This window comes from Haloferax gibbonsii ATCC 33959 (assembly GCF_000336775.1).
Taxonomy (GTDB): Archaea; Halobacteriota; Halobacteria; order Halobacteriales; family Haloferacaceae; genus Haloferax; species Haloferax gibbonsii.
Map to the genome: position 1 here is coordinate 208467 of NZ_AOLJ01000014.1, position 20175 is coordinate 228641.

Genomic DNA, 20175 nt, shown 5'->3' on the forward strand with positions numbered 1-20175 from the left:
TATGACTCGACAACCGCGCAAACAGCGAACCCAGATTCGCGACGCGCCGCTCCACGAGCGGCAAAAGCAGGTCCGCGCACCGCTGTCGGACGACCTCAGCGAGGAGTACGGCAGCCGTAACGTCCGCGTCAACGCGGGCGACACGGTCGAGGTGCTCCGCGGCGACTTCGCCGGCGAAGAAAGCGAAGTCACCGAGGTCGACCTCACCGACGCCGTCATCTACGTCGACGGCGTCACCGTTGAGAAAGCCGACGGCGAGGAGGTCCCACGCCCCCTTCAGGCCAGTAACGTCCGCGTGACGGAACTGGACCTCGAAGACGACGTGCGCGAGGCCCGACTCAAGGAGGATAACGAATGACTCGACACCAGAAGCGACTGTCCGTACCGAAGTCCTGGCCGGTCGAGCGCAAGACAGGCACGTTCACGGTCAAGGCCGGAGCGGGTCCGCACGGCGAAGAGGGGGTTCCCCTCCTCATCGTCCTGCGCGACGTGCTCGGCTACGTGGACTCGAAGAAGGAGGCCCAGTACGCCCTCAACCACCAGAGCATTCTGGTCAACGGCGACGTGGCTTCCGACGTCCGCCGTCCCATCGGGATGTTCGACATCCTGGCGTTCGTCCAGCGAGAGGAGTACTACCGCGTCTTCCCCGACGAGGGAGGCCGCCTGGCGCTGACCCCCATCGACGCCGACTCGGCATCCAGCCGTCTCGGTAAGATCGTGAACAAGACGCAGGTCGGCGGTGGCGACTTCCAGCTGACGCTCCACGACGGGGCGACCCTCATCGTCGAGGACGCCTCGGAGTACAGCGGCAAGGACTCCATCGTCGTCGACAACGAGACGAAGGACGTCGTCGCGCACTTCCCCTACGAGGAAGGCGCGCTCGTCACGGCCGTCAACGGACGGCACTCCGGCGAAATCGGCGAAATCACCGAGATTATCGTCACGCCCGGCAGCGGGAACAACTCCGTTGTCGTCGAGACCGAAGACGGCGAGTTCGAGACGGTCGAACAGTACGTCGTCGTCATCGACGAGAACTTCACGGGTGATGACGAATGAGCGAGGCTGACTTCCACGCGATGCGCGACCCGCGCATCGAGAAGGTCGTCGTCCACATGGGCGTCGGCGAAGGTGGTCGCGAACTCGCGAAGGCCGAGGACATCCTCGAGGAGATCACCGGTCAGGAGAGCGTTCGCACGATCTCCGGCCGCGCCTCGCAGGACTTCGGCGTCCGCCGCGGCGAACCCGTCGGCGCGAAGGTCACCCTCCGTGGTGACACCGCCGTCGAGTTCCTCGAAACCGCACTCCCCATCGCGGACCTCTCCGTCTCGTCGTTCGACCAGACGGGCAACTTCGGCTTCGGCGTCGAAGAGCACACGGAGTTCCCGAGCCAGGAGTACGACCCGCAGATCGGTATCTACGGGCTGGACGTGACGGTCAACCTCGTCCGCCCCGGCTACCGAGTGAAAAAGCGCGACAAGCGTTCCCGCCAGATTCCGTCGTCCCACCGGATGACCGTCGAGGACGCCGTCGCGTTCATCGAGTCCACGTTCGACGTGGAGGTTGAAGAATGAGCGATAGCGAAACAGAACAGACGGGCGAGCACGCATCCCGCCGCACCGGCCAGGAGAACGAGTGCCGGCGCTGCGGTCGAAAGCAGGGACTTGTCAGCAAGTACGACATCAACCTGTGCCGCCAGTGCTTCCGAGAGATCGCCCGCGAGATGGGATTCAAGAAGTACCGATAAGCAATGGCTGACAACGACCCACTCAGTAGCGCTCTCTCCGGTGTGGACAACGCCGAGAGCGTCGGACATCTGTCCCACGAGATCCAGCCCGCCTCCAACATCATCGGCTCCGTCCTCGAGGTCTTCTACGACCGCGGGTACATCGACGGCTTCGAGTTCGTCGACGACGGCAAGGCCGGTCTGTTCGAGGTCGAACTGAAAGGCGCAATCAACGATTGTGGCGTCGTCAAGCCCCGGTATTCCGCCGGAGCCGACGACTTCGAGAAATGGGAGAAGCGGTTCCTCCCCGCCCGTGACTACGGCGCGCTCATCGTCACGACGAGCCACGGCGTCATGAGCCATTACGAGGCCCGCGAGAAGGGCATCGGTGGCCAGATCATCGCCTACGTCTACTAGAACAATGAGCCGAATAGAAATCGAAATCCCGGACGAGGTATCCGCCGAGGTCAAAAACCTCGAGCTCACCATCGAGGGCCCCAACGGAAGCGTCACCAAGCGCCTCTGGTACCCGAACGTCTCGGTCTCCGCCGAAGACGACGCAATCGTCATCGAGAGCGACGTCGAGAACGCGAAGACCAACGCGACCATCGGTACCTTCGAGAGCCACGTGAACAACATGCTTCACGGCGCGACCGAGGGGTGGGAGTACAAGATGGAAGTCCACTACGCTCACTTCCCGATGCAGGTTAGTGTCGAAGGGAGCGACGTGGTCATCAAGAACTTCCTCGGCGAGAAGTCCCCGCGACGAGCGCAGATTCGCGGCGACACGGACGTACAGGTCGACGGCGAAGAACTCACCCTGACGGGCTCCAACAAGGAGGACGTCGGGCAGACCGCCGCCGACATCGAACAACTCACCCGCGTCAAGGACAAGGACACTCGCGTGTTCACCGACGGCGTGTACATCACCCAGAAACCGCAGACTGGTGATGCCTAATGTCGGAAGAAATCACCGAACTCGAAGACATCAGCGGCGTCGGCCCGTCGAAGGCCGACGCACTCCGCGAAGCCGGCTTCGAGAGCGTCGACGACGTACAGGCCGCGAGCCAGTCCGAACTGGCCGAGGTCGACGGCATCGGTAACGCGCTCGCCGCGCGTATCAAAGCCGACGTCGGTGGCCTCGAGGTCTCCGACGAGGCCGAGGCCGAAGTCGAAGACGAGTCCGAAGCCGAGCCAGAGGAAGAGGAAGCCGAAGAGGTCGAGACGGAGCTTCAGCCCCGCGGTCACGCGGACAAGAAGCCCCAGCTCGACGAGGAAACCGCGGAAGCCCTGGCGCAGAAGCGCCGCGAGGGCAAGCCGCAGTTCAACCGGCAGGACCACCACAAGAAGAAGCGCACGCCCACGTCGTGGCGTCGCCCCCGTGGTGGGCTCTCCAAACAGCGTATCGGCATCAAGGGCAAGGGCCCCAAGGTCGAGGCGGGCTACCGCACGCCGAAGGCCGCCCGCGGCCTGCACCCGTCGGGCTTCGAGGAGGTCCGCGTGTTCAACACGGACGACCTCGAAGGCATCGACGGCGATACGCAGGCAGTTCGCATCGCCTCCTCGGTCGGCGCGCGCAAGCGCGAGCGCATCGAGGAAGCGTGTGAGGACCGCGAGATTCGCGTCCTCAACCCCACCTACGTCGAAGTCGAGGTGGACAACTGATGACGGACCTCAAAGCGCAGAAGCGAATGGCGGCCGACGTCCTCGACGTCGGCAAGGGTCGAGTTTGGTTCGACCCAGAGGAACAGGCCGAAATCGCGGAGGCCATCACGCGCGAAGACATCCGTGAACTCGTCGACGAGGGCACGATTCGCGCCAAGGACGCCAAGGGCAACTCGAAGGGTCGCGCACGCGAGCGCGCCGCCAAGCGTTCCTACGGTCACCGCAAGGGTGCCGGCTCCCGCAAGGGCCGTTCCGGCGCTCGACAGAACAAGAAAGACGCATGGGTCAGCCGAATCCGCGCCCAGCGCCGTCGCCTGAAGGAGCTTCGCGAGGACGGAACGCTCGACCGTTCCCAGTACCGCACGCTCTACAACAAGGCGTCCGGTGGCGAATTCGATAGCGTGGACCGGCTCGAAGCGTACATTCAGAACAACTACCAGGTGGAGATTCAATAATGGCGACCGGACCACGATACAAGGTTCCGATGCGGCGTCGCCGCGAAGTCCGGACCGATTACCATCAAAGGTTGCGCCTGCTGAAATCGGGCAAGCCCCGCCTCGTTGCTCGCGTGAGCAACAAGCACGTCAGGGCGCAGCTGGTCACTCCGGGCCCGCAGGGCGACGAGACCCACGCTGCAGCGACCTCTGCCGACCTCGACGAGTACGGCTGGGAAGCCCCCACGGGCAACCTCCCGAGCGCGTACCTCACGGGGTATCTGGCAGGTAAGCGGGCGCTGGCCGCCGGCGTCGAGGAAGCGGTCCTCGACATCGGCCTCAACACGGCCACGCCCGGAAACAAGGTCTTCGCGGTGCAGGAGGGTGCTATCGACGCTGGCCTCGAAATCCCCCACAACGATGCAGTACTCGCTGACTGGGACCGCAACCGCGGTGTCCACATCGCCGAGTACGCAGAGCAGCTCGACGAGCCGCTCTACAGTGGAGACTTCGATGCCACGAACCTCCCCGACCACTTCGACGAAGTGCTCGGGAACCTTCAGGAGGACGAATGAGCAGAAATAACAACGGCTGGGAGCCGCGAACGCGGCTCGGCCGCATGGTGCAGAACGGCGACGTCACGTCGATGGACCAGGCGCTCGAGACGGGACTTCCGCTCAAGGAACCCCAGCTCGTCGACCAGCTCCTTCCCGGACTGGACGACGAGGTGCTCGACATCAACATGGTCCAGCGCATGACCGACTCCGGCCGCCGGGTGAAGTTCCGGTGTGTCGTCGCAGTCGGGAACCGTGACGGCTACCTCGGCTACGCTGAGGCCCGCGACGACCAGGTCGGCGGTGCCATCCAGAAAGCCATCGAGGTGGCGAAACTGAACATCATCAAGGTAGACCGCGGCTCGGGGTCGTGGGAAGACCGCGCAGGCGGCCTCAACTCCCTCTCGCGCAAGGCAGAGGGCAAGGCCGGCTCCGTGACGGTCCGCATCATCCCCGCCCCGCAGGGTCTCGGCCTCGCGGCCGCAGAGACCGTCCGGAACATCCTCGAACTCGCCGGCATCCAGGACGCCTGGACCAAGAGCGACGGGAACACCCGGACCACGGTCAACCTCGCGAAGGCGACCTACAACGCGCTCAAGAACGCGTCGCAGTCTCGTACGCCGCAGCGCGCTCGTGAAGTGCGTCAGGAGGTGCGCGAATAATGCAGGCTATCGTTCAGCTTCGCGGTGAGGTCAACATCGCACAGGACGTCCGCGACACGCTCTCGATGCTCAACATCCACCGCGTGAACCACGCGACGTTCGTGCCGGAAACGGACGCCTACCGCGGGATGATCTCGAAGGTCAACGACTTCGTCGCGCACGGCGAGCCGAGCGTCGACGTCGTCGAGACCCTCATCAGCACGCGCGCCGAGCCCGAGCAGGGCGACGGCGACATCACCGACGAGTGGGTCTCCGAGAACACCGACTACGACGACGTGGCCGCGCTCGCGCAGGCCATCGTCGACGAGGAGACGACGCTGCGAAAGCAGGGCGTCTCCCCCGTGCTCCGTCTGCACCCGCCGCGCGGCGGTCACCGCGGACAGAAGCACGTCACCAAGGAAGGTGGCCAACTCGGAAAGCACAGCACCGAACAGATCGACGAGCTCCTGGAGGACATGCGATGACGTCCAAGAAGCGACGCCAACGCGGTTCCCGCACGCACAGCGGCGGTACGCACAAGAACCGACGCGGTGCCGGTCACCGCGGCGGTCGCGGCCGCGCCGGACGCGACAAACACGAGTTCCACAACTACGAGCCGCTCGGCAAGCACGGCTTCAAGCGACCGGACGTCCTGCAGGACGACGTCGCCGAAGTCAAGATCCAGAAGCTCGACGAGGACGCGGCGCTCCTCGCGGCCGACGGAGTCGCCGAGAAGGACGGCGACACCTACACCATCGACGCCCGCGACGTGGCCGAGGACGGCTGGGAAGCGGACGTCGTGAAGGTGCTCGGTGGCGGGCAGGTTCGTAACGAACTGCACGTCGTCGCCGACGCCTTCACCGCCGGTGCCGTCGAACTCATCGAAGAGGCGGGCGGCAACGCCGAACTCTCCGAACGCGCCGAAGAAGCGGCGGAGGCCGAGGAATCGGCCGACGCCGACGAGGACGACGAGGAATAAATCATGGGATGGAAGGACGCCGCCGAACCAGTGCTGGCGCGGATGCCCGCAGTCGCCCGACCGGAGGGACACGTACCGTTCCGCCGGAAGCTCGGGTGGACTGGCGGTATCCTCGTTCTGTACTTCTTCCTGACGAACGTGACGCTGTTCGGCGTCGACGCCGCGACCGCGAACGACCTGTTCGGTCAGTTCCGGTCCATCTTGGCCGGCCAGCAGGGCTCGGTGCTCCAACTGGGTATCGGTCCAATCGTCACGGCGAGCATCGTCCTACAACTGCTTGGCGGTGCTGACCTGCTCGGGCTCGACACGGACAACAACCCGCGCGACCAGATCCTCTATCAGGGTCTGCAGAAGCTGCTCGTCGGGGTCATGATCGTCCTGACGGGTCTACCGATGGTGTTCGCCGGCAACTTCCTGCCGGCCGACCAGGCCGTAGCGGCGTCGCTCGGCATCGGTACGCTCGGCGTGAAGGGACTCATCTTCGCGCAGATCGCCGTCGGTGGTGTCCTCATCCTGTTCATGGACGAGATCGTCAGCAAGTGGGGCGTCGGCTCCGGGGTCGGCCTGTTCATTATCGCCGGCGTCAGCCAGCAGCTCGTCGGTGGGCTGTTCAGCTGGGAGGGCCTCGGCGGCGCGTCCGGGTTCTTCCCGACGTGGATCGGCATCGTCACCGGTGCCATCGAACTGCCGGCCTCGCCGACCGACCTGCTGTCGACGATATTCCTCGGTCAGGGACAGCTGCTCGCGCTCGTCACGACGGTGCTCATCTTCGGCATCGTCGTCTACGCCGAGAGCGTCCGCGTCGAGATTCCTCTCTCGCACGCCCGCGTGAAGGGTGCCCGCGGTCGCTTCCCGGTCAAGCTCATCTACGCGAGCGTCCTGCCGATGATCCTCGTCCGCGCCCTGCAGGCGAACATCCAGTTCCTCGGGCGCATCCTCAACAACTCGTGGGCCGCCATGCCAGCGTGGCTCGGCCAGTACACGAGCGGGCAGGTCACCGGTGGCCTGTTCTACTACCTCGCGCCCATCCAGTCGCGGTCCGACTGGATGTGGTTCCTCGGGCTCACGTCGGCCGACCCGCTCGACATCGCCATCCGCGTGCTCATCGACCTGGTCTTCATGATCGTCGGTGGCGCGGTGTTCGCGATATTCTGGGTCGAGACGACGGGCATGGGTCCGGAATCGACCGCGCGACAGATTCAGAACTCCGGGATGCAGATTCCCGGGTTCCGACGCAACCCGCAGGTCATCGAGAAGGTCATGGAGCGGTACATCCCGCAAGTGACCGTCATCGGTGGCGCGCTCGTCGGCCTGCTCGCCGTCATGGCGAACATGCTCGGCACCATCGGCGCAGTCTCCGGGACGGGGCTGCTCCTTACGGTCTCCATCACGTACAAGCTGTACGAGGAGATCGCGGAGGAACAGCTCATGGAGATGCACCCGATGATGCGCAACATGTTCGGCTCCGAATAGCGAGCACCGACGCGCTCGACTGCCGCCGCACGCTCGCGGCGAACGTCACTTCCACATCACCTCATTTCTGACGCGCTCGCACCGAGAGCGGCGCGACCGCCTCGAACCACCGTACCGCCGGACAATCCGGCCACTTTTGACTGCCGCCGCCGGAACAGCGGGGTATGCACGAGGGGCGACTCGCAGTCGACATCGAGACGGCCAGCCCGAACGGCCCGCCGAGCGACTTCCGGAACACCGACGACTTCGAGTTGGTCGCCGTCGGCCTCGGCCACCGGGGCGACGGCGACGACCCCGAGGTCGAAGTCGAAGTGCTCCTCCGCGACGGCGACTGGTCGCTTGAACACACCGCCGACCTCCTCCGACGGGTCGTCGAGTGGTGCGAGGCGCGCGACGAGGGCGTCGTCACCTACAACGGCGAGTACTTCGACGAACACCACCTCCGCGCGTGGGGCGACCGAGTCGCCGACGCCGGCGTCTGGGCGGACGCGCCGCGTCGAATCGACGCGCTGTTCGCCGACCACGTCGACCTCGGAACCCTCGCCGCGGACGCGTACCCGGAGGTGGTCCGTCCGAACCGCGACATTCCGGCGCTGTGGAAGGCGTGCAAGGAAGCCGGCGTCGACCAGCCGACCGTCTGGTACGACGACTACGACCTCCCGGCGGGCTACCTCGAACGCCTCGGCATCGAGGACGGCCACGTCAAGGGAGCCCACGTCGGGGAGGCGTTGGGCGAGGCGTACGTCGACGGCGTGGTCGCGGGGCTCGACCACACGCGGACGCACGCCGAACTCACTCGGCTCCTCGTCGACTACGCCGCCGGTGACATCGAACCGCTGTTTTCGCTCCACGACGCGCTCCGCCGGGCCGACGCGAGCGCGGACTGAGTCGTTTCCCCCTGCCGACCCGGCCCGACGCCGTCGTCGGACCCGCGCGTCGTCCTGTCTCGCGGCAAACGTTTAGCCGCCGGCAGTCGTATCGCGTGGTATGAACGACCTCGAACCGGCGGCCGCCGTCGAGGAGGCGCTCCGCGGCAACGGCATCAGCGTCGAGTCAGTCTCGCTCGACGACGCCGTCTCGCTGACCTATCTCACGGCGTTCCCGGACGTCGAACCCGACCACGGCGAAGTCGGCCGCGCCGTCACGGCCTTCCTCGACCTCGCTCGCGACGACGAGTTCAACCCGAGGACCGTCGAGGCGACGGTGCTCCGAAGCGAGGGCGACGTGCAGGCGACGTGGACGCTCGAAGCCGACTGGATTCGCGCGTACAATGACTACTCGCTGGGCGACGAGGAACTGTCCCAACGCGTTCTCGACAGCCTCTACGAGGAGGGAGACGCGTGAGCGCGTGGCGTCACCGCGGCGAGCCCTCCGCCGCGCGCGGCCCGCGTCGGCCCTCGCACTTCGAGTACTCGCGCGTCTCGCTGACCTTCGAGAGCGAGGGGACGAACTGCGCGGGCTGGCTCTATCGCCCCGACGGCGTCGAGTCGCCGCCGGTAGTCGTCATGGCGGGCGAACTCGCGGCGGAGCGTCGCTTCGGGCTTCGACCCTACGCCGAGCGACTGGCCGAGGCGGGCTACGCGGCGTTCCTCTTCGACTACCGGAACACCGGTGACTCCGACGGGGAGCCCCGGAATCTCGTAGACCCCGACTCGCAGGTCGCCGACTGGCACGCCGCGCTCGACGGACTCCGCGGGCGCGACGAAATCGACTCGCGCTCGCTCGTCCTCTGGGGGGCGGGGCTCTCCGGCGGCTACGCGCTCCGCGCGGCGGCCGAAGACGGTCGGGTCGCCGCGGTCATCGCCCAGAACCCCATGCTCGACGGAAAGGCGGTCACGCGGGGCCGAGGCGTCAAAGGGACGCTCGCGGCGGTCGCGGCCGCCGTTCGCGACAAACTCCAGTCGCGGCTCCTCGGCCCGTATCGCGTCCCCGTCGTCGGCGACGGCTCGTCGATGGCGGTCTTCGAGGACCCCGGCGTGCGCGCCGCCTACCGCGACCTCGTGCCGCCGGGGAGCGCGTGGCGCGACGAGACGCCCGCTCGGCTGTTCCTCTCGCTGCTCCGCTACCGGGCGCTCCCCGACCCGGAGGCCGTCACCTGCCCGACGCTCCTCGTCTCGGGGACGCGCGACGACCTCGCGCCCGCCGACGCGGTGGCCGACCTCGCCGACGAGCTACCGGAGTCGACGCTGGTCGAACTCCCCGCCGGCCACTTCGACCACTACGACCGGGCGTTCGAACAGACGTTCGGCCACCTCCTGTCGTTCCTCCGAACGGTTCGCTGACGGGGGACAAGTCACCCCGTTGAACGCTCGCGCGAACCATTATGTCCTCGCCCGGCCTATACCATACAGAAATGTCCACATCCACACGTTTCGTCTCGTTGTTCCTCGCCGTCGCGCTCGTCGCGGTGGCCGCGTCCGCCCCGGTGTTCGCACAGGAGTCCGAGACGCCGAGCGACGAGGAGATGCAACAGCTCCTCGAAGAGGGCGTCGCGCTGTACAACGACAACGTCGAACAGCTCGACGTCTCGTTCGCCCGAAGCCTCATCGCGGGGAAGACGGTGAACGTCTACGTCGAAGACGGCGACGAGACGCACGTGTTCTCGGCGTCGGTGCAAGACGACATGCGCATCGACGACATCTCGACCGGTCCCAACGACGAGGCGTCGACCCGAATCACGACGGACCGACAGACCCTCGAAACCATCGCCGACTCGTCTGACCCGCTCGCCGAGGTTCAAGACGCTCTCGCCGACGATCGCATCCGCGTCTCCGGCGAACGGGGTCACCCCGTCGACCAGGTCGTCTGGACCGTCGCCAACACGTTCAAGGGCTTCTTCCTCTGAACACGGGCAGAACCGAACTTCGTCCGACCCCGTCTTTTCTCCGCGTCATCGCGTCCGTAACCCACTTTGCCGCCTCTCCCGTCTCTCCGTCGATGACGTTCACGCGAACGGTCGAACTCGACGGCCACATCATCGACTCGGGGATGATGCAACAGGCCATGGGCATCGTGATGGACCTCGGGGGGGACTTCGACGTCGAGCAGTTCGACGTCGGCCGGCAGAAAGACGAGACCTCCTACTGCCGGATGTCGGTGTCCGCGGACGACCGCGAGACCCTCCAGGAGATACTGCACGAACTCCACCAAATCGGCGCGAACCTCACGGACCCCGTCGACGCCCGCGTCGAGGCCTCGCCGGCCGACCGGGTCGTCCCCGTGGGCTTTTATTCGACGACGAACCACCCGACCGACGTTCGGTATCAAGGCGAGTGGCTCCCGGTCGAGGACATCGAGATGGACTGCGCGATAGTCATCGAGGAGACCGAAACCGGGCCGCGCGCCTACACGAAGGTACTCAACGGCATCGAGGAGGGCGACCTCGTCGTCACCGACGAGGCGGGGATTCGCGTCAAGCCGCCGGAACGGCCCCGCGACGCCTCCGGTCCCTTCGGGTTCATGCAGGGCGGCGTCTCCTCGGAGCGACCCTCGGAGTCGCTCATCGGCGAGGTGGCCGACGCGCTCCGCGAGACGAAGGCAGACGGCGGGAACGTCCTCGTCGTCGCCGGGCCGGCGCTCATCCACTCGGGCGGCGGCGACGCGCTCGCAGAACTCGTCCGCGAGGGCTACGTGGACATGATTTCCGCCGGCAACGGCTTCGCCACCCACGACATCGAACGCGGGCTGTACGGCACCTCACTCGGGATGGACATGGAGACGATGGAACACCCCCGAAAGGGCCACAAACACCACATCTACACCATCAGCGAGGTCATCCGCGCCGGCGGCATCGCCGAGGCCGTCGAGGAGGGACTCATCAAAGAGGGCGTGATGTACGAGTGCGTGAAAAACGACGTGCCGTACGTCCTCGCGGGGTCGATTCGGGACGACGGCCCGCTTCCCGACACCATCACCGACACCATCGAGGCGCAGAACGCCATCCGCGAGCAGGCCCACCGCGCCGACATGGTGCTCATGCTCTCGACGCTCCTGCACTCGGTCGCCGTCGGGAACTGCCTGCCCTCGACGGCGAAGACCGTCTGCGTGGACATCAACCCCGCGACCGTCACGCAACTGCTCGACCGCGGCTCCTCGCAGGCCATCGGCATGGTCACGGACATCGGGACGTTCGTGCCGACGCTCGCCGAGAAGGTGCTCGAAGCGGACGGCGAGAACTGAGCGGGTCGCTCGCGGTTCGCCCCGCGCCGCCCCGTCTGACGTGTCTATTATGACCCCGGGTGGCCTCTCTGTCCTGTATGCAACCCACAGCAGCGCGAGTGCTTCTCGCGGCACTCATGGTTCTCCTCGCCGGGTGCGGAGGCGGCGTCGGCGGCGACGCCACGACCGCGACCGACGCATCGACGGGTGCGACAGACGCGACCGCGACAGCCACCGACGGCGAATCGGCCGACCAGAGCGGCGACGGCGACGCCGAACGGTCCTCGTTTTCGTTCAACGGGACGTGGGACCAGCGGTACCGGACCGGGCAGTACTACCGCTACGACATCACGAGTCCGAGCATCGACGGCACCGCCACCTACGAGTGGGAGGTCGTCTCCGCGACCGACGACGAGGTGACGATTCGGACGAAACTGGTCACGCCCAACACGACGAGCGAGCAGACCGTGAGCGCGCCGCCGGACGAGATTTACGGCGAACTCGCCGGAAGCCCGTCGGGCTCGGTCGCTACCATCGGCTTCGACTCGCCGTACTACAGCGGGGTCGACGGCGAGACGCTCCGCGTCGGCGACGGCTGGGAAGCCTCGGGCGAAAACGGCAACGTGAGCTTCAAAGTCGAGGAGATATCCACCTACGCCGGCCTGGAGTGCGCGAACTTCGTCGTCCGGACGAACGGGAGCGTCTTCTGGGAGAGCTGCGTCACGCCGGAGAGCCCGCTGCCGGGCTACATGGCGTTCTACGAGGAGGAAGGCGACGAAGAGCCCGCGTTCGAGATGGTACTCGTCGAGTACCGAGCCGGAGACTAACGCGGCCGCGGTCGACCTCGGACGCGACGATTAGACTTTTTCCAGCGGGACGACCGCCATCGGGATGTTCGAGTTCAACAGCACGTCCTGTGCCGTGCTGCCGAAGACGATTTTCGAGGTCGGATTGCGCTTTCGGACGCCGATGACGATTTCGTCCGCGTCCTGTTCGTCGGCGCACTGGAGGATGTCGTCGGCGGCGTCGTTACCGCGGATGTACTGGTGAGACTCCACGTCCACGAGGTCGCCGAGACGGGAGACGACGACGTTCAGGGCGTCCTCGCCGTCGCGAACGTCCTCGCTGTCGGTCTCGTCGCCGCCGCGGTGGGAGTTGACGACGTGGAGCACGTCGCCGGCGTCGATTCGCCGGGAGAGATAGTCGCAGACTTCGGCGCTGGTGTGGACCGAGTTCGTCCCGATAACGTATGTTGCCATGCCACATATCGCTACGCCGTCCTATAAAAATCCACGCCCGACCGCGCTCGTCAGGCCTGCTTCATCATCGCCAGCACGTCGTCTCTCGTCATCTGTTTCCCGTGCTCGTCGTGGGCGTGTTCCTGAATCACTTTCACGACCTCGTTTCTGTTCTCGGAGGTCACGCTGAACCCGCACGAACACGTCGCCTGTTGCATCGCCTTCGACATGGCAGCAGAGATAGGCGCCCCGAGAGCAAAGCGTGTGTTCACACTCGTCGTGACACTCCCGCTGACGGGCGAGTCCCCGCGGCCGCGGTGTCTCTATGGCCGCGGCGTCGCCGTTGTGTCGCCCGCTCCGCCGACCCATCGGGGACAAAACATATACCCGGCCGTAAATGTCAGTCGGGTATGGAAAGAAACGCCCTCCTCACCGCCGGGGCGGTCGGCGTCGTCGTCGTGGCGCTCGTCGCCGCCGCCGTGGTTCCGGGGGTCGTCGCGGACCCGACCGACGACGGCCCCGTCCGACCCGGGCCGGTAGACGTCGCCGGCGTCTCCATCGCGGCCGGACAGGCGACGGGGGAGACGGTCACGCTCGAAATCGAGACGCGCATCGACCACCGAGGAAATCCCACGCAGAACGTGAGCGTCCTCGTCCGCGCCGTCGACGCCGAGTCGGGGCTGTTGACGACGACGCAGGAACTCGACGTCGGGACGCTCTCGAAGACGGGTGAGGTGGCGACGACGACCAACCTCACGGTCCCCCGCGAGGGCGGCTACGACATCGAGGTCGTCCTCTACAGCGACGACGAGCGGGTCGACCAGGCGCGAAAGAGCGTCCGCGGCGTCTCGGCCATCAAGCCGCCGTACCTCCGGTCGACCACCTCGTTCACCGACAGCGAGGCGCTCCCGCCCGTCTCTTTCGCCGTCGCCGAGGCCGGCGAGGACCGGACGACGCTCGACCTGACGGCGACGCTGACGAACGCCGGCGACGACCCGGCCGAGGACCTCTCGGTGATGTTCGTCCTCCGGCAGGCCGAATCGAACATCGTGGCCTCCCGGACGACGGTCGACGCGGGGACCATCGCGGCCGGCCGAACCGAGACGGTGGACGCGTCGGCGAGCGTCCCGAACGACTACAACTACTACATCGACGCCGTGTTGCTCCGCGACGGGGTCGTCATCGACACCGCCCGCGGCGCGGCGAACCTGAACCCAACGAGGACGATTAGCGTGAACCAGACCAGAGAGGACGTGGAACTCCGCGTCGAAGACTTCGAGAACGGCGACGGCGACGTGCCGCAGCGAACCGACTACGAGCAGACCGAGACCTCCTCGCAGGCACCCGGCTTCGGGCCGATAGTGGCGGTCGTGGGACTGCTCGCGGCCGTCTTCGCCGCCCGGAGGTGGTCGAAATGAGCGACGAGACGCCGACGGAGACAGCGCAGTCGACGACCGACGAGCCACCGACCGCCGACGATGACGCGTCCGGGGTGGACAGGCTTCGAGAGCCCACCCCGGAGCCGACCGACGAGGAAGAAAGCGAGAACCGGGAGTTCGCGGAGCGGATGCGACGCTACCTCGACTACGCGGTCCTCGCGGGGCTGCTGTTGCTCGCGCTCATCGCGGCGTTACAGTTCTACCTCAACGCCAGCCAGACCATCACGACGTGGGTGAACCCCGAGTACCGCGCGCCGTTCCAAGCGGCGTTCAACCTCGTGTTGCTCCTCGGGGCGGCGCTCGGCGTCTCGGTCCAGCTTCGCCGACTGGCGAGCGACTGAGCGGTTGCCGAGCTACCTCTCACCACACACACAGTTTTCAGGCCGCCGCCCGAGTCGTGGGATATGAACTTTCTCTTCGTGTCGGCGGACGCCGCGCTCATCACCGACCTCGCGTGGCAGGTCCACAGGGAGGGCCACGACGTTCGGTACTACATCGAGGCCGAGCGCGACAAAGAGATCGGCGACGGCTTCGTCCCGAAGACCGACGACTGGCGCGCGGAGGTCGAGTGGGCCGACGTGACCGTCTTCGACGACATCTGGGTCGGCTCCGACATCGGCACCGGCGCGCTGGCGCAGGAACTCCGCGAGGAGGGACACGCCGTCGTCGGCGGGACGCCCAACACCGACCGCCTCGAAGAGGACCGCGGCTACGCGATGGACGTACTGGAGTCCCACGGCGTGAACACGGTCGAACAGCGCGTCTTCCACGACTTCGACGAGGGTATCGAGTACGTCCGGCGGAACCGCGCCCCCTACGTCATCAAGCCGCTCGGCGAGGTGCAGAACGTCAAGCGCCTCCTCTACGTCGGCAACGAGGACGACGGCAGCGACGTGGTCGAGGTGCTCCGCGCGTACAAGCAGGCGTGGGGCCACCGCATGAAGGGCTTTCAGCTCCAGCGGAAGGTCGAAGGCGTCGAAATCGCCGTCTGCGGCTTCTTCAACGGGGAGACGTTCGTCGACCCGGTGAACTTCAACTTCGAGCACAAGAAGCTCTTTCCGGGCAACATCGGCCCCTCGACCGGCGAGATGGGCACGTCGATGTTCTGGGCCGGGCGGAACCGGCTGTTCGAGGAGACGCTGGGTCGGCTCGAACCGTGGCTCGCCGAGGAGGGCTACGTCGGGAGCATCGACATCAACTGCATCGTCAACGAACACGGCATCTATCCGCTGGAGTTCACGCCGCGGTTCGGCTACCCGACGATTACGCTCCAAGAGGAGTCCTTCGAGTCGTCGACGGCGCAGTTCTTCTACGACCTCGCCCACGGCAACGACCCCGAGCTATCGGTCCACGGCGGCTACCAAATCGCGGTCCGCATCGTCCTGCCGCCGTTTCCCTTCACCGACGAGAAGACCTACGACGAGAACTCGCGGAACGCGGCGGTCGTCTTCGAGACCGACAGCCGCGAGGGCGTCCACATCGAGGACGCGAAACTCGTCGACGGGCAGTGGCGCGCCGCCGGCGAAAGCGGCATCCCGCTCGTCGTCACCGGGAAGGGCGAGACGATGCAGGAGGCGAGAAAACGGGCGTACGACCGCGTCGACGACATCGTCATCCCGAACCTGTACTACCGCGACGACATCGGCGAGCGCTGGGTAGACGGCGACGGCGACCGACTGCTCGCGTGGGGCTACCTCGGGCCGGCCGGCGAGTAGTCGATTCGTCGGGAGTCGATTAGTTGAGCACCAGCCACGCGGCGAAGACGGCGAGGCCGCCGACGCCGGTGCTCAGCGCGGCGTGGACTCGGAGGCGGTCGAGTATCGCGTGGGCGTGGTCGTCTTCGACCGACAGCAGTTCGTGAATCTCGCTACCGATTTCACAGCGCGGGAGGAAGTCCATGGCGACGTGGAGGAAGACGCCGGAAGCGAAGCCGAAGACGAGCCCGCGGAAGGCGCCGGTCGCCGGAAGCGAGACGGCGCTTGAGACGATGGCGGCGATGCCGAGGCCCGCCGCGGGGAGGAGAAGCGGGGCGACCGACTCACCTCGTCCCGAGAGCCGGCGGGCGGCGGCGTAGCCGGCCGGTCCCTTGTGGGAGACGATGGCGAGGCCGAGACCGACGCCCACGTCGATGTTCCCGTAGACGATGCCGATAATCGCGCCCGCGGACACCGCGTGCGCCGAGAGTTCGGCCACGGTGCGGTCGATGGGCAGGTCCATGTGGGCGAAGCGGTGGCCGACGGTGTGGGCGGCGAAGCCGACGAGGATACCGAACGCGATGCCGAAGCCACCGAACTGGGGGTGGTGACCGAGCGCCTGCGGGACCAGAAACACCGCGGCGCTCGTCACCATCGCGCCGCTGGCGAGACCGTAGCCCCAGACGAGCCCCTCGGCGTGTTCGGCCCGGCTGCGCGCGCCGAACGGTGCGGCGAGGGCCATCGCGCCGAAAGCGGCCCACGAGACGATAAGGAGGTTCCGCGCCTCGGCGCTCGCGGCGTACGCGGAGAGCGCGACGAGTGCCACGACGCTCCCCACGCCGATGGCCGTCGAACGGTTCATATTGTGAACGAACTGGTTCTGATTAATAAGGGGCGCGGTTCCGGCGGGATGGGGGAGTCGAAGCGGCGAGAACCCTCACCGCGTCGCTTTCTTCCAGGCTCTGAGGTCCGCGATGTCGCCGTCGAACTCGGCGGGGTCGGCGTCGGTCGCCGCCCAGACGAACAGGTCGGCCACGTCGTCGGGGGCGCGGCCCTGCCCGCCGGTGAGGTCGGTGGCGACGAGGCCGGGGTCGACGACCGTCACGGTCCGGTCGCAGTCGGCGGCGAACTGCCGGACGAGCGCCTCGGCGGCCGCCTTGGAGACGGCGTACGCCCCCATTCCCGGCTTCGCCTCGCGGGCGATAGAGCCGGAGGGGACGAGGATCCGACCGTCGTCGGCCATGTGCGGGAGCGCCTCTTTGACCGCCGCGAAGACGCCGCGGACGTTGGTTCGGAGGGTGTCGTCGAACGCCGCGTAGGACTCCTCGGGCGCGGGCATCTCGCCGGGCGTGCCGTGGGCGACCGCCGCGTTGGCGACGAGCACGTCGATGCGCCCGCCGGCGCGGGCCGCCGTCTCTATCAGGCGCTCCATGTCGAGTTCGTCGCGCACGTCGGCGCGGACGGCGCTCGCGGTCCCGCCGCCGGCCTCGATGTCGTCGACGACCGACTGGAGGGCGTCGTCGTCGCGGGCGCAGGCGACGACCGTCGCGCCGGCGCGACCGAGGGCGCGCGCGACCGCCGCGCCGATTCCCGAACTCGCACCCGTGACCACCGCGGTGGTGTCGTTCATGCGGGGCCGTAAGGAGGGACCGAGCCTAAAGCTACCCCCCGACGGCGGTCGATTCGGTCAGTCGATTTATGTCCTCTACGTCCTTACGAACGGACATGAATTCTGTCTCGGCTCTCGACTCCCTCGCCGGCGAGTCCGTCGTCGTCGTCGGCGGCGGGTTCGGCGGCCTCTCGACGGCGTGCTACCTCGCGGACGCCGGTGCCGACGTGACGCTGTTGGAGAAGAACGAACAGCTCGGCGGCCGAGCCAGCACGCTCGAACGCGACGGTTTCCGGTTCGATATGGGGCCGTCGTGGTATCTCATGCCCGACGTGTTCGAGCGCTTCTTCGCCTACTTCGGCAAGCGGCCCGAGGACTACTACGGGCTGACCCGACTCGACCCGCACTACCGCATCTTCTTCAAGGACGGCGACCGGGTGGACATGCTTCCCGACGTCGCGGCCAACAAGGCCACCTTCGAGTCCTACGAGCCCGGCGCGGGCGACAGGCTCGACGACTACCTCCGGAAGGCCGAGCGGAACTACCGCATCGGGATGGAGCACTTCGTCTACACCGACCGCCCGGAGCTGACCGACTACATCGACCTCGACGTGTTCCGGTACTCGTGGGGGCTGTCGCTCGTCGGCTCGATGCAGGACCACGTCGAGAAGTACTTCGACCACCCGAAGCTCCAGCAGATAATGCAGTACACGCTGGTGTTCCTCGGCGGCGCGCCGAACAACACCCCGGCGCTCTACAACCTGATGAGCCACGTGGACTTCAACATGGGCGTCTACTACCCCGACGGCGGTCTCGCGGGCGTCGTCGACGCCATCGTCGACCTCGCCGAGGAGTTGGGCGTCGAGTTCCACACCGACTCCCCCGTGGCCGAAATCGCGGGTCGCCGCGGCGGGTTCGCCGTCCGCACCGAAGACGGCCGCGAGTTCCTCTGCGACCAGGTCGTCTCCGACGCCGACTACGCCCACACCGAACAGGAGCTCCTCCCCGAGAAGAAGCGCCAGTACGACGCCGACTACTGGGACTCTCGGACCTACGCCCCCTCGGCGTTCCTGCTCTACCTCGGCGTCGAGGGCGACGTGGACGAACTCGCCCACCACACGCTCGTGTTACCCACCGACTGGGACGACCACTTCGAGACGATATTCGAAGACCCCGCGTGGCCCGACGACCCCGCGTACTACCTCTGTGTCCCCTCGAAGACCGACGACACGGTCGCTCCGGAGGGCCACAGCAACCTGTTCGCGCTCGTCCCCATCGCGGCCGGGCTGGAGGACACGCCGGAACTCCGCGAGAGCTACCGCGACCTCGTCCTCGCCGACATCGCCGACAACACCGGCGTCGACCTCCGCGACAGAATCGTCGTCGAGGAGTCGTTCTGCGTGAACGACTTCAAGGAGCGCTACAACAGCACGCAGGGCACCGCCCTCGGCCTCGCGCACACGCTGTTCCAGACGGCGCTCCTCCGCCCGCCCCACGGCTCCGAGGCGGTCGACGGCCTCTACTTCACCGGCTCGTTTACCACGCCGGGCATCGGCGTCCCGATGTGCCTCATCAGCGGTCAACTCACCGCCGAGGAGATGGCCGACGACGCGAGATGAGCGCCGACATGGCCGCACAGACCGAGTCCGGCGAAGGCGGCGACGACGGGGGAGCAGACGGCGGTCTCCGAGACCGGCTCGTCTACCTCGCGGTCCTCTCGCGGCCCCGCTTCTGGCTCTACCTCGCCGGCCCCGTCGTCGTCGGCGTGGCGGCCGCCGCGAGCGCCCCCGCCGACCTGTTCGGCCTCGAACCGGTCGCCCTGTTCGCGTACTTCCTCGTCCCCGCGAACGTCTTTCTCTACGGCGTCAACGACGTGTTCGACGCCGACGTGGACGAGGCGAACCCGAAGAAGGACGACCGCGAGGCCCGCTGGCGCGGCGACCCCGTCAACACCGCCGTCGTCGCCGCGAGCGGCCTGCTCGGCGTCGGCCTGTTCGCCGTCGTTCCGCGGGTGGCGTGGCCGTGGCTCGCCGCGCACTTCTTCCTCGCCGTCGAGTACAGCGCGCCGCCGTTTCGGTTCAAGACGACGCCGCTTCTCGACTCGGTCTCGAACGGCCTGTACGTCCTGCCGGGCGTCGCCGCCTACGCGGCCGTTTCGGGGTCGAACCCCCCGATGCTCGCCGTCGCGGGCGCGTGGCTCTGGACGATGGGGATGCACACGTTCTCCGCGATTCCCGACATCGAGCCCGACCGCGAGGCCGGCATTCGAACGACCGCGACGGCTCTCGGCGAGCGCCGGACCTACTGGTACTGCGCCGCGACGTGGGGTCTCGCCGCTGTCGCCTTCGCCGCGGTCGACCTCCGACTCGGCGCGCTCTTGGCGGCCTATCCGGTCGTCGTCCTCGGCATCGCCACCTCCGGCGTCGACGTGGACCGGGCGTACTGGTGGTACCCCGTCATCAACACCGTCGTCGGCATGCTCATCACCCTCGGGGCTCTCTGGAGGCTCGTCAATGGGTGAACCGGAGGTGCGGCCGTGAGCGCGAGCGACCTGCGAGCGCGGCTGCC

28 protein-coding genes are annotated in these 20175 nt (G+C 67.0%); 24 read left to right on the forward strand and 4 right to left on the reverse strand.

The features are described from left to right. The first annotated feature begins 1 nt into the window (after position 1). From rplX to C454_RS09590, 19 genes are all read left to right on the forward strand, one after another. A complete protein-coding gene (gene rplX / locus C454_RS09500) occupies positions 2–358 on the forward strand; it encodes a 50S ribosomal protein L24 (protein ID WP_004974918.1) in 357 nt (118 codons plus the stop codon). Continuing rightward, a complete protein-coding gene (locus tag C454_RS09505) occupies positions 355–1056 on the forward strand; it encodes a 30S ribosomal protein S4e (protein ID WP_004974919.1) in 702 nt (233 codons plus the stop codon). Before rplX ends, C454_RS09505 begins: the two co-directional genes overlap by 4 nt. Further along, positions 1053–1571 carry a 50S ribosomal protein L5 gene (locus C454_RS09510; RefSeq protein ID WP_004974920.1) on the forward strand — a complete coding sequence of 173 codons (519 nt, stop codon included), beginning with the start codon at positions 1053–1055 and terminating at the stop codon, positions 1569–1571. The genes C454_RS09505 and C454_RS09510 overlap by 4 nt, the downstream gene beginning before the upstream one ends. Continuing rightward, positions 1568–1744: a 30S ribosomal protein S14 gene (locus tag C454_RS09515; RefSeq protein WP_004042587.1), complete on the forward strand. Its 177-nt coding sequence runs from the start codon at positions 1568–1570 to the stop codon at positions 1742–1744. The genes C454_RS09510 and C454_RS09515 overlap by 4 nt, the downstream gene beginning before the upstream one ends. Before the next feature lie 3 nt (positions 1745–1747). Then, a complete protein-coding gene (locus C454_RS09520; protein WP_004042581.1) occupies positions 1748–2140 on the forward strand; it encodes a 30S ribosomal protein S8 in 393 nt (130 codons plus the stop codon). A 4-nt stretch (positions 2141–2144) separates the two neighbouring features. Further along, the gene (locus C454_RS09525; protein ID WP_004974940.1) at positions 2145–2681 is read left to right on the forward strand and encodes a 50S ribosomal protein L6; all 537 of its coding nucleotides are present in this window, start codon (positions 2145–2147) and stop codon (positions 2679–2681) included. After that, on the forward strand, positions 2681–3388 hold the full coding sequence (locus tag C454_RS09530; RefSeq protein ID WP_004974943.1) for a 50S ribosomal protein L32e: 708 nt from the start codon (positions 2681–2683) through the stop codon (positions 3386–3388). The genes C454_RS09525 and C454_RS09530 overlap by 1 nt, the downstream gene beginning before the upstream one ends. Continuing rightward, complete coding sequence (locus C454_RS09535) at positions 3388–3843, forward strand: 50S ribosomal protein L19e (protein ID WP_004974946.1); 456 nt, start codon at positions 3388–3390, stop codon at positions 3841–3843. Before C454_RS09530 ends, C454_RS09535 begins: the two co-directional genes overlap by 1 nt. Continuing rightward, positions 3843–4397: a 50S ribosomal protein L18 gene (locus C454_RS09540; RefSeq protein ID WP_004969595.1), complete on the forward strand. Its 555-nt coding sequence runs from the start codon at positions 3843–3845 to the stop codon at positions 4395–4397. Before C454_RS09535 ends, C454_RS09540 begins: the two co-directional genes overlap by 1 nt. Next, positions 4394–5038, forward strand: coding sequence for a 30S ribosomal protein S5 (locus tag C454_RS09545; protein ID WP_049905066.1), 645 nt, complete (start codon positions 4394–4396; stop codon positions 5036–5038). Before C454_RS09540 ends, C454_RS09545 begins: the two co-directional genes overlap by 4 nt. Continuing rightward, positions 5038–5502, forward strand: coding sequence for a 50S ribosomal protein L30 (locus tag C454_RS09550; RefSeq protein WP_004974952.1), 465 nt, complete (start codon positions 5038–5040; stop codon positions 5500–5502). Before C454_RS09545 ends, C454_RS09550 begins: the two co-directional genes overlap by 1 nt. Beyond that, complete coding sequence (locus tag C454_RS09555; protein WP_004974953.1) at positions 5499–5996, forward strand: uL15m family ribosomal protein; 498 nt, start codon at positions 5499–5501, stop codon at positions 5994–5996. Before C454_RS09550 ends, C454_RS09555 begins: the two co-directional genes overlap by 4 nt. A gap of 3 nt (positions 5997–5999) precedes the next feature. Continuing rightward, complete coding sequence (gene secY, locus C454_RS09560; protein WP_004974957.1) at positions 6000–7469, forward strand: preprotein translocase subunit SecY; 1470 nt, start codon at positions 6000–6002, stop codon at positions 7467–7469. Between the two features lie 164 nt (positions 7470–7633). Then, a complete protein-coding gene (locus C454_RS09565) occupies positions 7634–8356 on the forward strand; it encodes a hypothetical protein (protein WP_004974958.1) in 723 nt (240 codons plus the stop codon). A 100-nt stretch (positions 8357–8456) separates the two neighbouring features. After that, positions 8457–8813, forward strand: a complete 357-nt coding sequence (locus C454_RS09570) for a hypothetical protein (protein ID WP_004974960.1) — start codon at positions 8457–8459, stop codon at positions 8811–8813. After that, positions 8810–9751, forward strand: a complete 942-nt coding sequence (locus tag C454_RS09575) for an alpha/beta hydrolase (protein WP_004974962.1) — start codon at positions 8810–8812, stop codon at positions 9749–9751. Before C454_RS09570 ends, C454_RS09575 begins: the two co-directional genes overlap by 4 nt. Positions 9752–9822: 71 nt before the next feature. Continuing rightward, entirely contained in the window at positions 9823–10314 is a 492-nt protein-coding gene (locus tag C454_RS09580; RefSeq protein ID WP_049905067.1) for a hypothetical protein, read from the forward strand. Positions 10315–10406: 92 nt separating this feature from the next. Continuing rightward, entirely contained in the window at positions 10407–11648 is a 1242-nt protein-coding gene (locus tag C454_RS09585; RefSeq protein ID WP_004974966.1) for an ornithine cyclodeaminase, nickel-pincer nucleotide-dependent, read from the forward strand. Between the two features lie 116 nt (positions 11649–11764). Beyond that, a complete protein-coding gene (locus C454_RS09590; RefSeq protein WP_004974969.1) occupies positions 11765–12454 on the forward strand; it encodes a hypothetical protein in 690 nt (229 codons plus the stop codon). Between the two features lie 30 nt (positions 12455–12484). Here C454_RS09590 and C454_RS09595 read toward each other — a convergent pair whose 3' ends face one another. Beyond that, entirely contained in the window at positions 12485–12886 is a 402-nt protein-coding gene (locus C454_RS09595; RefSeq protein WP_004974974.1) for a universal stress protein, read from the reverse strand. 50 nt (positions 12887–12936) lie between these two features. Further along, a complete protein-coding gene (locus C454_RS19805; RefSeq protein WP_081605197.1) occupies positions 12937–13095 on the reverse strand; it encodes a DUF1059 domain-containing protein in 159 nt (52 codons plus the stop codon). A 180-nt stretch (positions 13096–13275) separates the two neighbouring features. On the opposite strand from C454_RS19805, the gene C454_RS09600 reads away from it, so the two are divergent. The 3 genes from C454_RS09600 to C454_RS09610 all read left to right on the forward strand — a co-directional run bounded on the left by C454_RS09600 (position 13276) and on the right by C454_RS09610 (position 16019). Beyond that, positions 13276–14283, forward strand: coding sequence for a DUF7490 domain-containing protein (locus C454_RS09600; RefSeq protein WP_004974975.1), 1008 nt, complete (start codon positions 13276–13278; stop codon positions 14281–14283). After that, positions 14271–14645 (forward strand): hypothetical protein, encoded by a 375-nt coding sequence (locus tag C454_RS09605; RefSeq protein WP_004974976.1) that lies wholly within the window; start codon positions 14271–14273, stop codon positions 14643–14645. The genes C454_RS09600 and C454_RS09605 overlap by 13 nt, the downstream gene beginning before the upstream one ends. Before the next feature lie 63 nt (positions 14646–14708). Beyond that, positions 14709–16019: a phosphoribosylamine--glycine ligase gene (locus tag C454_RS09610; RefSeq protein ID WP_004974977.1), complete on the forward strand. Its 1311-nt coding sequence runs from the start codon at positions 14709–14711 to the stop codon at positions 16017–16019. 19 nt (positions 16020–16038) lie between these two features. Here C454_RS09610 and C454_RS09615 read toward each other — a convergent pair whose 3' ends face one another. Both C454_RS09615 and C454_RS09620 read right to left on the reverse strand, forming a co-directional pair. Further along, positions 16039–16860, reverse strand: a complete 822-nt coding sequence (locus C454_RS09615) for a ZIP family metal transporter (protein WP_004974979.1) — start codon at positions 16858–16860, stop codon at positions 16039–16041. A 75-nt stretch (positions 16861–16935) separates the two neighbouring features. Next, positions 16936–17628, reverse strand: a complete 693-nt coding sequence (locus tag C454_RS09620; protein WP_004974980.1) for an SDR family NAD(P)-dependent oxidoreductase — start codon at positions 17626–17628, stop codon at positions 16936–16938. A gap of 95 nt (positions 17629–17723) precedes the next feature. On the opposite strand from C454_RS09620, the gene C454_RS09625 reads away from it, so the two are divergent. Next, positions 17724–19226 (forward strand): phytoene desaturase family protein, encoded by a 1503-nt coding sequence (locus tag C454_RS09625; protein WP_004974981.1) that lies wholly within the window; start codon positions 17724–17726, stop codon positions 19224–19226. Beyond that, positions 19223–20128 carry a prenyltransferase gene (locus C454_RS09630; RefSeq protein ID WP_004974982.1) on the forward strand — a complete coding sequence of 302 codons (906 nt, stop codon included), beginning with the start codon at positions 19223–19225 and terminating at the stop codon, positions 20126–20128. The genes C454_RS09625 and C454_RS09630 overlap by 4 nt, the downstream gene beginning before the upstream one ends. The last annotated feature ends 47 nt before the right edge of the window (positions 20129–20175 follow it).

What these genes read in the sequence shown, in the direction of transcription:
- C454_RS09595 (WP_004974974.1), bottom strand. Translation starts at nt 12,886, where the DNA reads ATGGCAACATACGTTATCGGGACGAACTCGGTCCACACCAGCGCCGAA.
- C454_RS09530 (WP_004974943.1), top strand. Translation starts at nt 2,681, where the DNA reads ATGTCGGAAGAAATCACCGAACTCGAAGACATCAGCGGCGTCGGCCCG.
- C454_RS09550 (WP_004974952.1), top strand. Translation starts at nt 5,038, where the DNA reads ATGCAGGCTATCGTTCAGCTTCGCGGTGAGGTCAACATCGCACAGGAC.
- C454_RS09590 (WP_004974969.1), top strand. Translation starts at nt 11,765, where the DNA reads ATGGTTCTCCTCGCCGGGTGCGGAGGCGGCGTCGGCGGCGACGCCACG.
- C454_RS09625 (WP_004974981.1), top strand. Translation starts at nt 17,724, where the DNA reads ATGAATTCTGTCTCGGCTCTCGACTCCCTCGCCGGCGAGTCCGTCGTC.
- C454_RS09515 (WP_004042587.1), top strand. Translation starts at nt 1,568, where the DNA reads ATGAGCGATAGCGAAACAGAACAGACGGGCGAGCACGCATCCCGCCGC.
- C454_RS09525 (WP_004974940.1), top strand. Translation starts at nt 2,145, where the DNA reads ATGAGCCGAATAGAAATCGAAATCCCGGACGAGGTATCCGCCGAGGTC.
- C454_RS09570 (WP_004974960.1), top strand. Translation starts at nt 8,457, where the DNA reads ATGAACGACCTCGAACCGGCGGCCGCCGTCGAGGAGGCGCTCCGCGGC.
- C454_RS09505 (WP_004974919.1), top strand. Translation starts at nt 355, where the DNA reads ATGACTCGACACCAGAAGCGACTGTCCGTACCGAAGTCCTGGCCGGTC.
- C454_RS09520 (WP_004042581.1), top strand. Translation starts at nt 1,748, where the DNA reads ATGGCTGACAACGACCCACTCAGTAGCGCTCTCTCCGGTGTGGACAAC.
- C454_RS09620 (WP_004974980.1), bottom strand. Translation starts at nt 17,628, where the DNA reads ATGAACGACACCACCGCGGTGGTCACGGGTGCGAGTTCGGGAATCGGC.
- C454_RS19805 (WP_081605197.1), bottom strand. Translation starts at nt 13,095, where the DNA reads ATGTCGAAGGCGATGCAACAGGCGACGTGTTCGTGCGGGTTCAGCGTG.
- C454_RS09630 (WP_004974982.1), top strand. Translation starts at nt 19,223, where the DNA reads ATGAGCGCCGACATGGCCGCACAGACCGAGTCCGGCGAAGGCGGCGAC.
- C454_RS09545 (WP_049905066.1), top strand. Translation starts at nt 4,394, where the DNA reads ATGAGCAGAAATAACAACGGCTGGGAGCCGCGAACGCGGCTCGGCCGC.
- C454_RS09510 (WP_004974920.1), top strand. Translation starts at nt 1,053, where the DNA reads ATGAGCGAGGCTGACTTCCACGCGATGCGCGACCCGCGCATCGAGAAG.
- rplX (WP_004974918.1), top strand. Translation starts at nt 2, where the DNA reads ATGACTCGACAACCGCGCAAACAGCGAACCCAGATTCGCGACGCGCCG.
- C454_RS09535 (WP_004974946.1), top strand. Translation starts at nt 3,388, where the DNA reads ATGACGGACCTCAAAGCGCAGAAGCGAATGGCGGCCGACGTCCTCGAC.
- C454_RS09540 (WP_004969595.1), top strand. Translation starts at nt 3,843, where the DNA reads ATGGCGACCGGACCACGATACAAGGTTCCGATGCGGCGTCGCCGCGAA.
- C454_RS09615 (WP_004974979.1), bottom strand. Translation starts at nt 16,860, where the DNA reads ATGAACCGTTCGACGGCCATCGGCGTGGGGAGCGTCGTGGCACTCGTC.
- secY (WP_004974957.1), top strand. Translation starts at nt 6,000, where the DNA reads ATGGGATGGAAGGACGCCGCCGAACCAGTGCTGGCGCGGATGCCCGCA.
- C454_RS09610 (WP_004974977.1), top strand. Translation starts at nt 14,709, where the DNA reads ATGAACTTTCTCTTCGTGTCGGCGGACGCCGCGCTCATCACCGACCTC.
- C454_RS09585 (WP_004974966.1), top strand. Translation starts at nt 10,407, where the DNA reads ATGACGTTCACGCGAACGGTCGAACTCGACGGCCACATCATCGACTCG.
- C454_RS09565 (WP_004974958.1), top strand. Translation starts at nt 7,634, where the DNA reads ATGCACGAGGGGCGACTCGCAGTCGACATCGAGACGGCCAGCCCGAAC.
- C454_RS09555 (WP_004974953.1), top strand. Translation starts at nt 5,499, where the DNA reads ATGACGTCCAAGAAGCGACGCCAACGCGGTTCCCGCACGCACAGCGGC.
- C454_RS09600 (WP_004974975.1), top strand. Translation starts at nt 13,276, where the DNA reads ATGGAAAGAAACGCCCTCCTCACCGCCGGGGCGGTCGGCGTCGTCGTC.
- C454_RS09580 (WP_049905067.1), top strand. Translation starts at nt 9,823, where the DNA reads ATGTCCACATCCACACGTTTCGTCTCGTTGTTCCTCGCCGTCGCGCTC.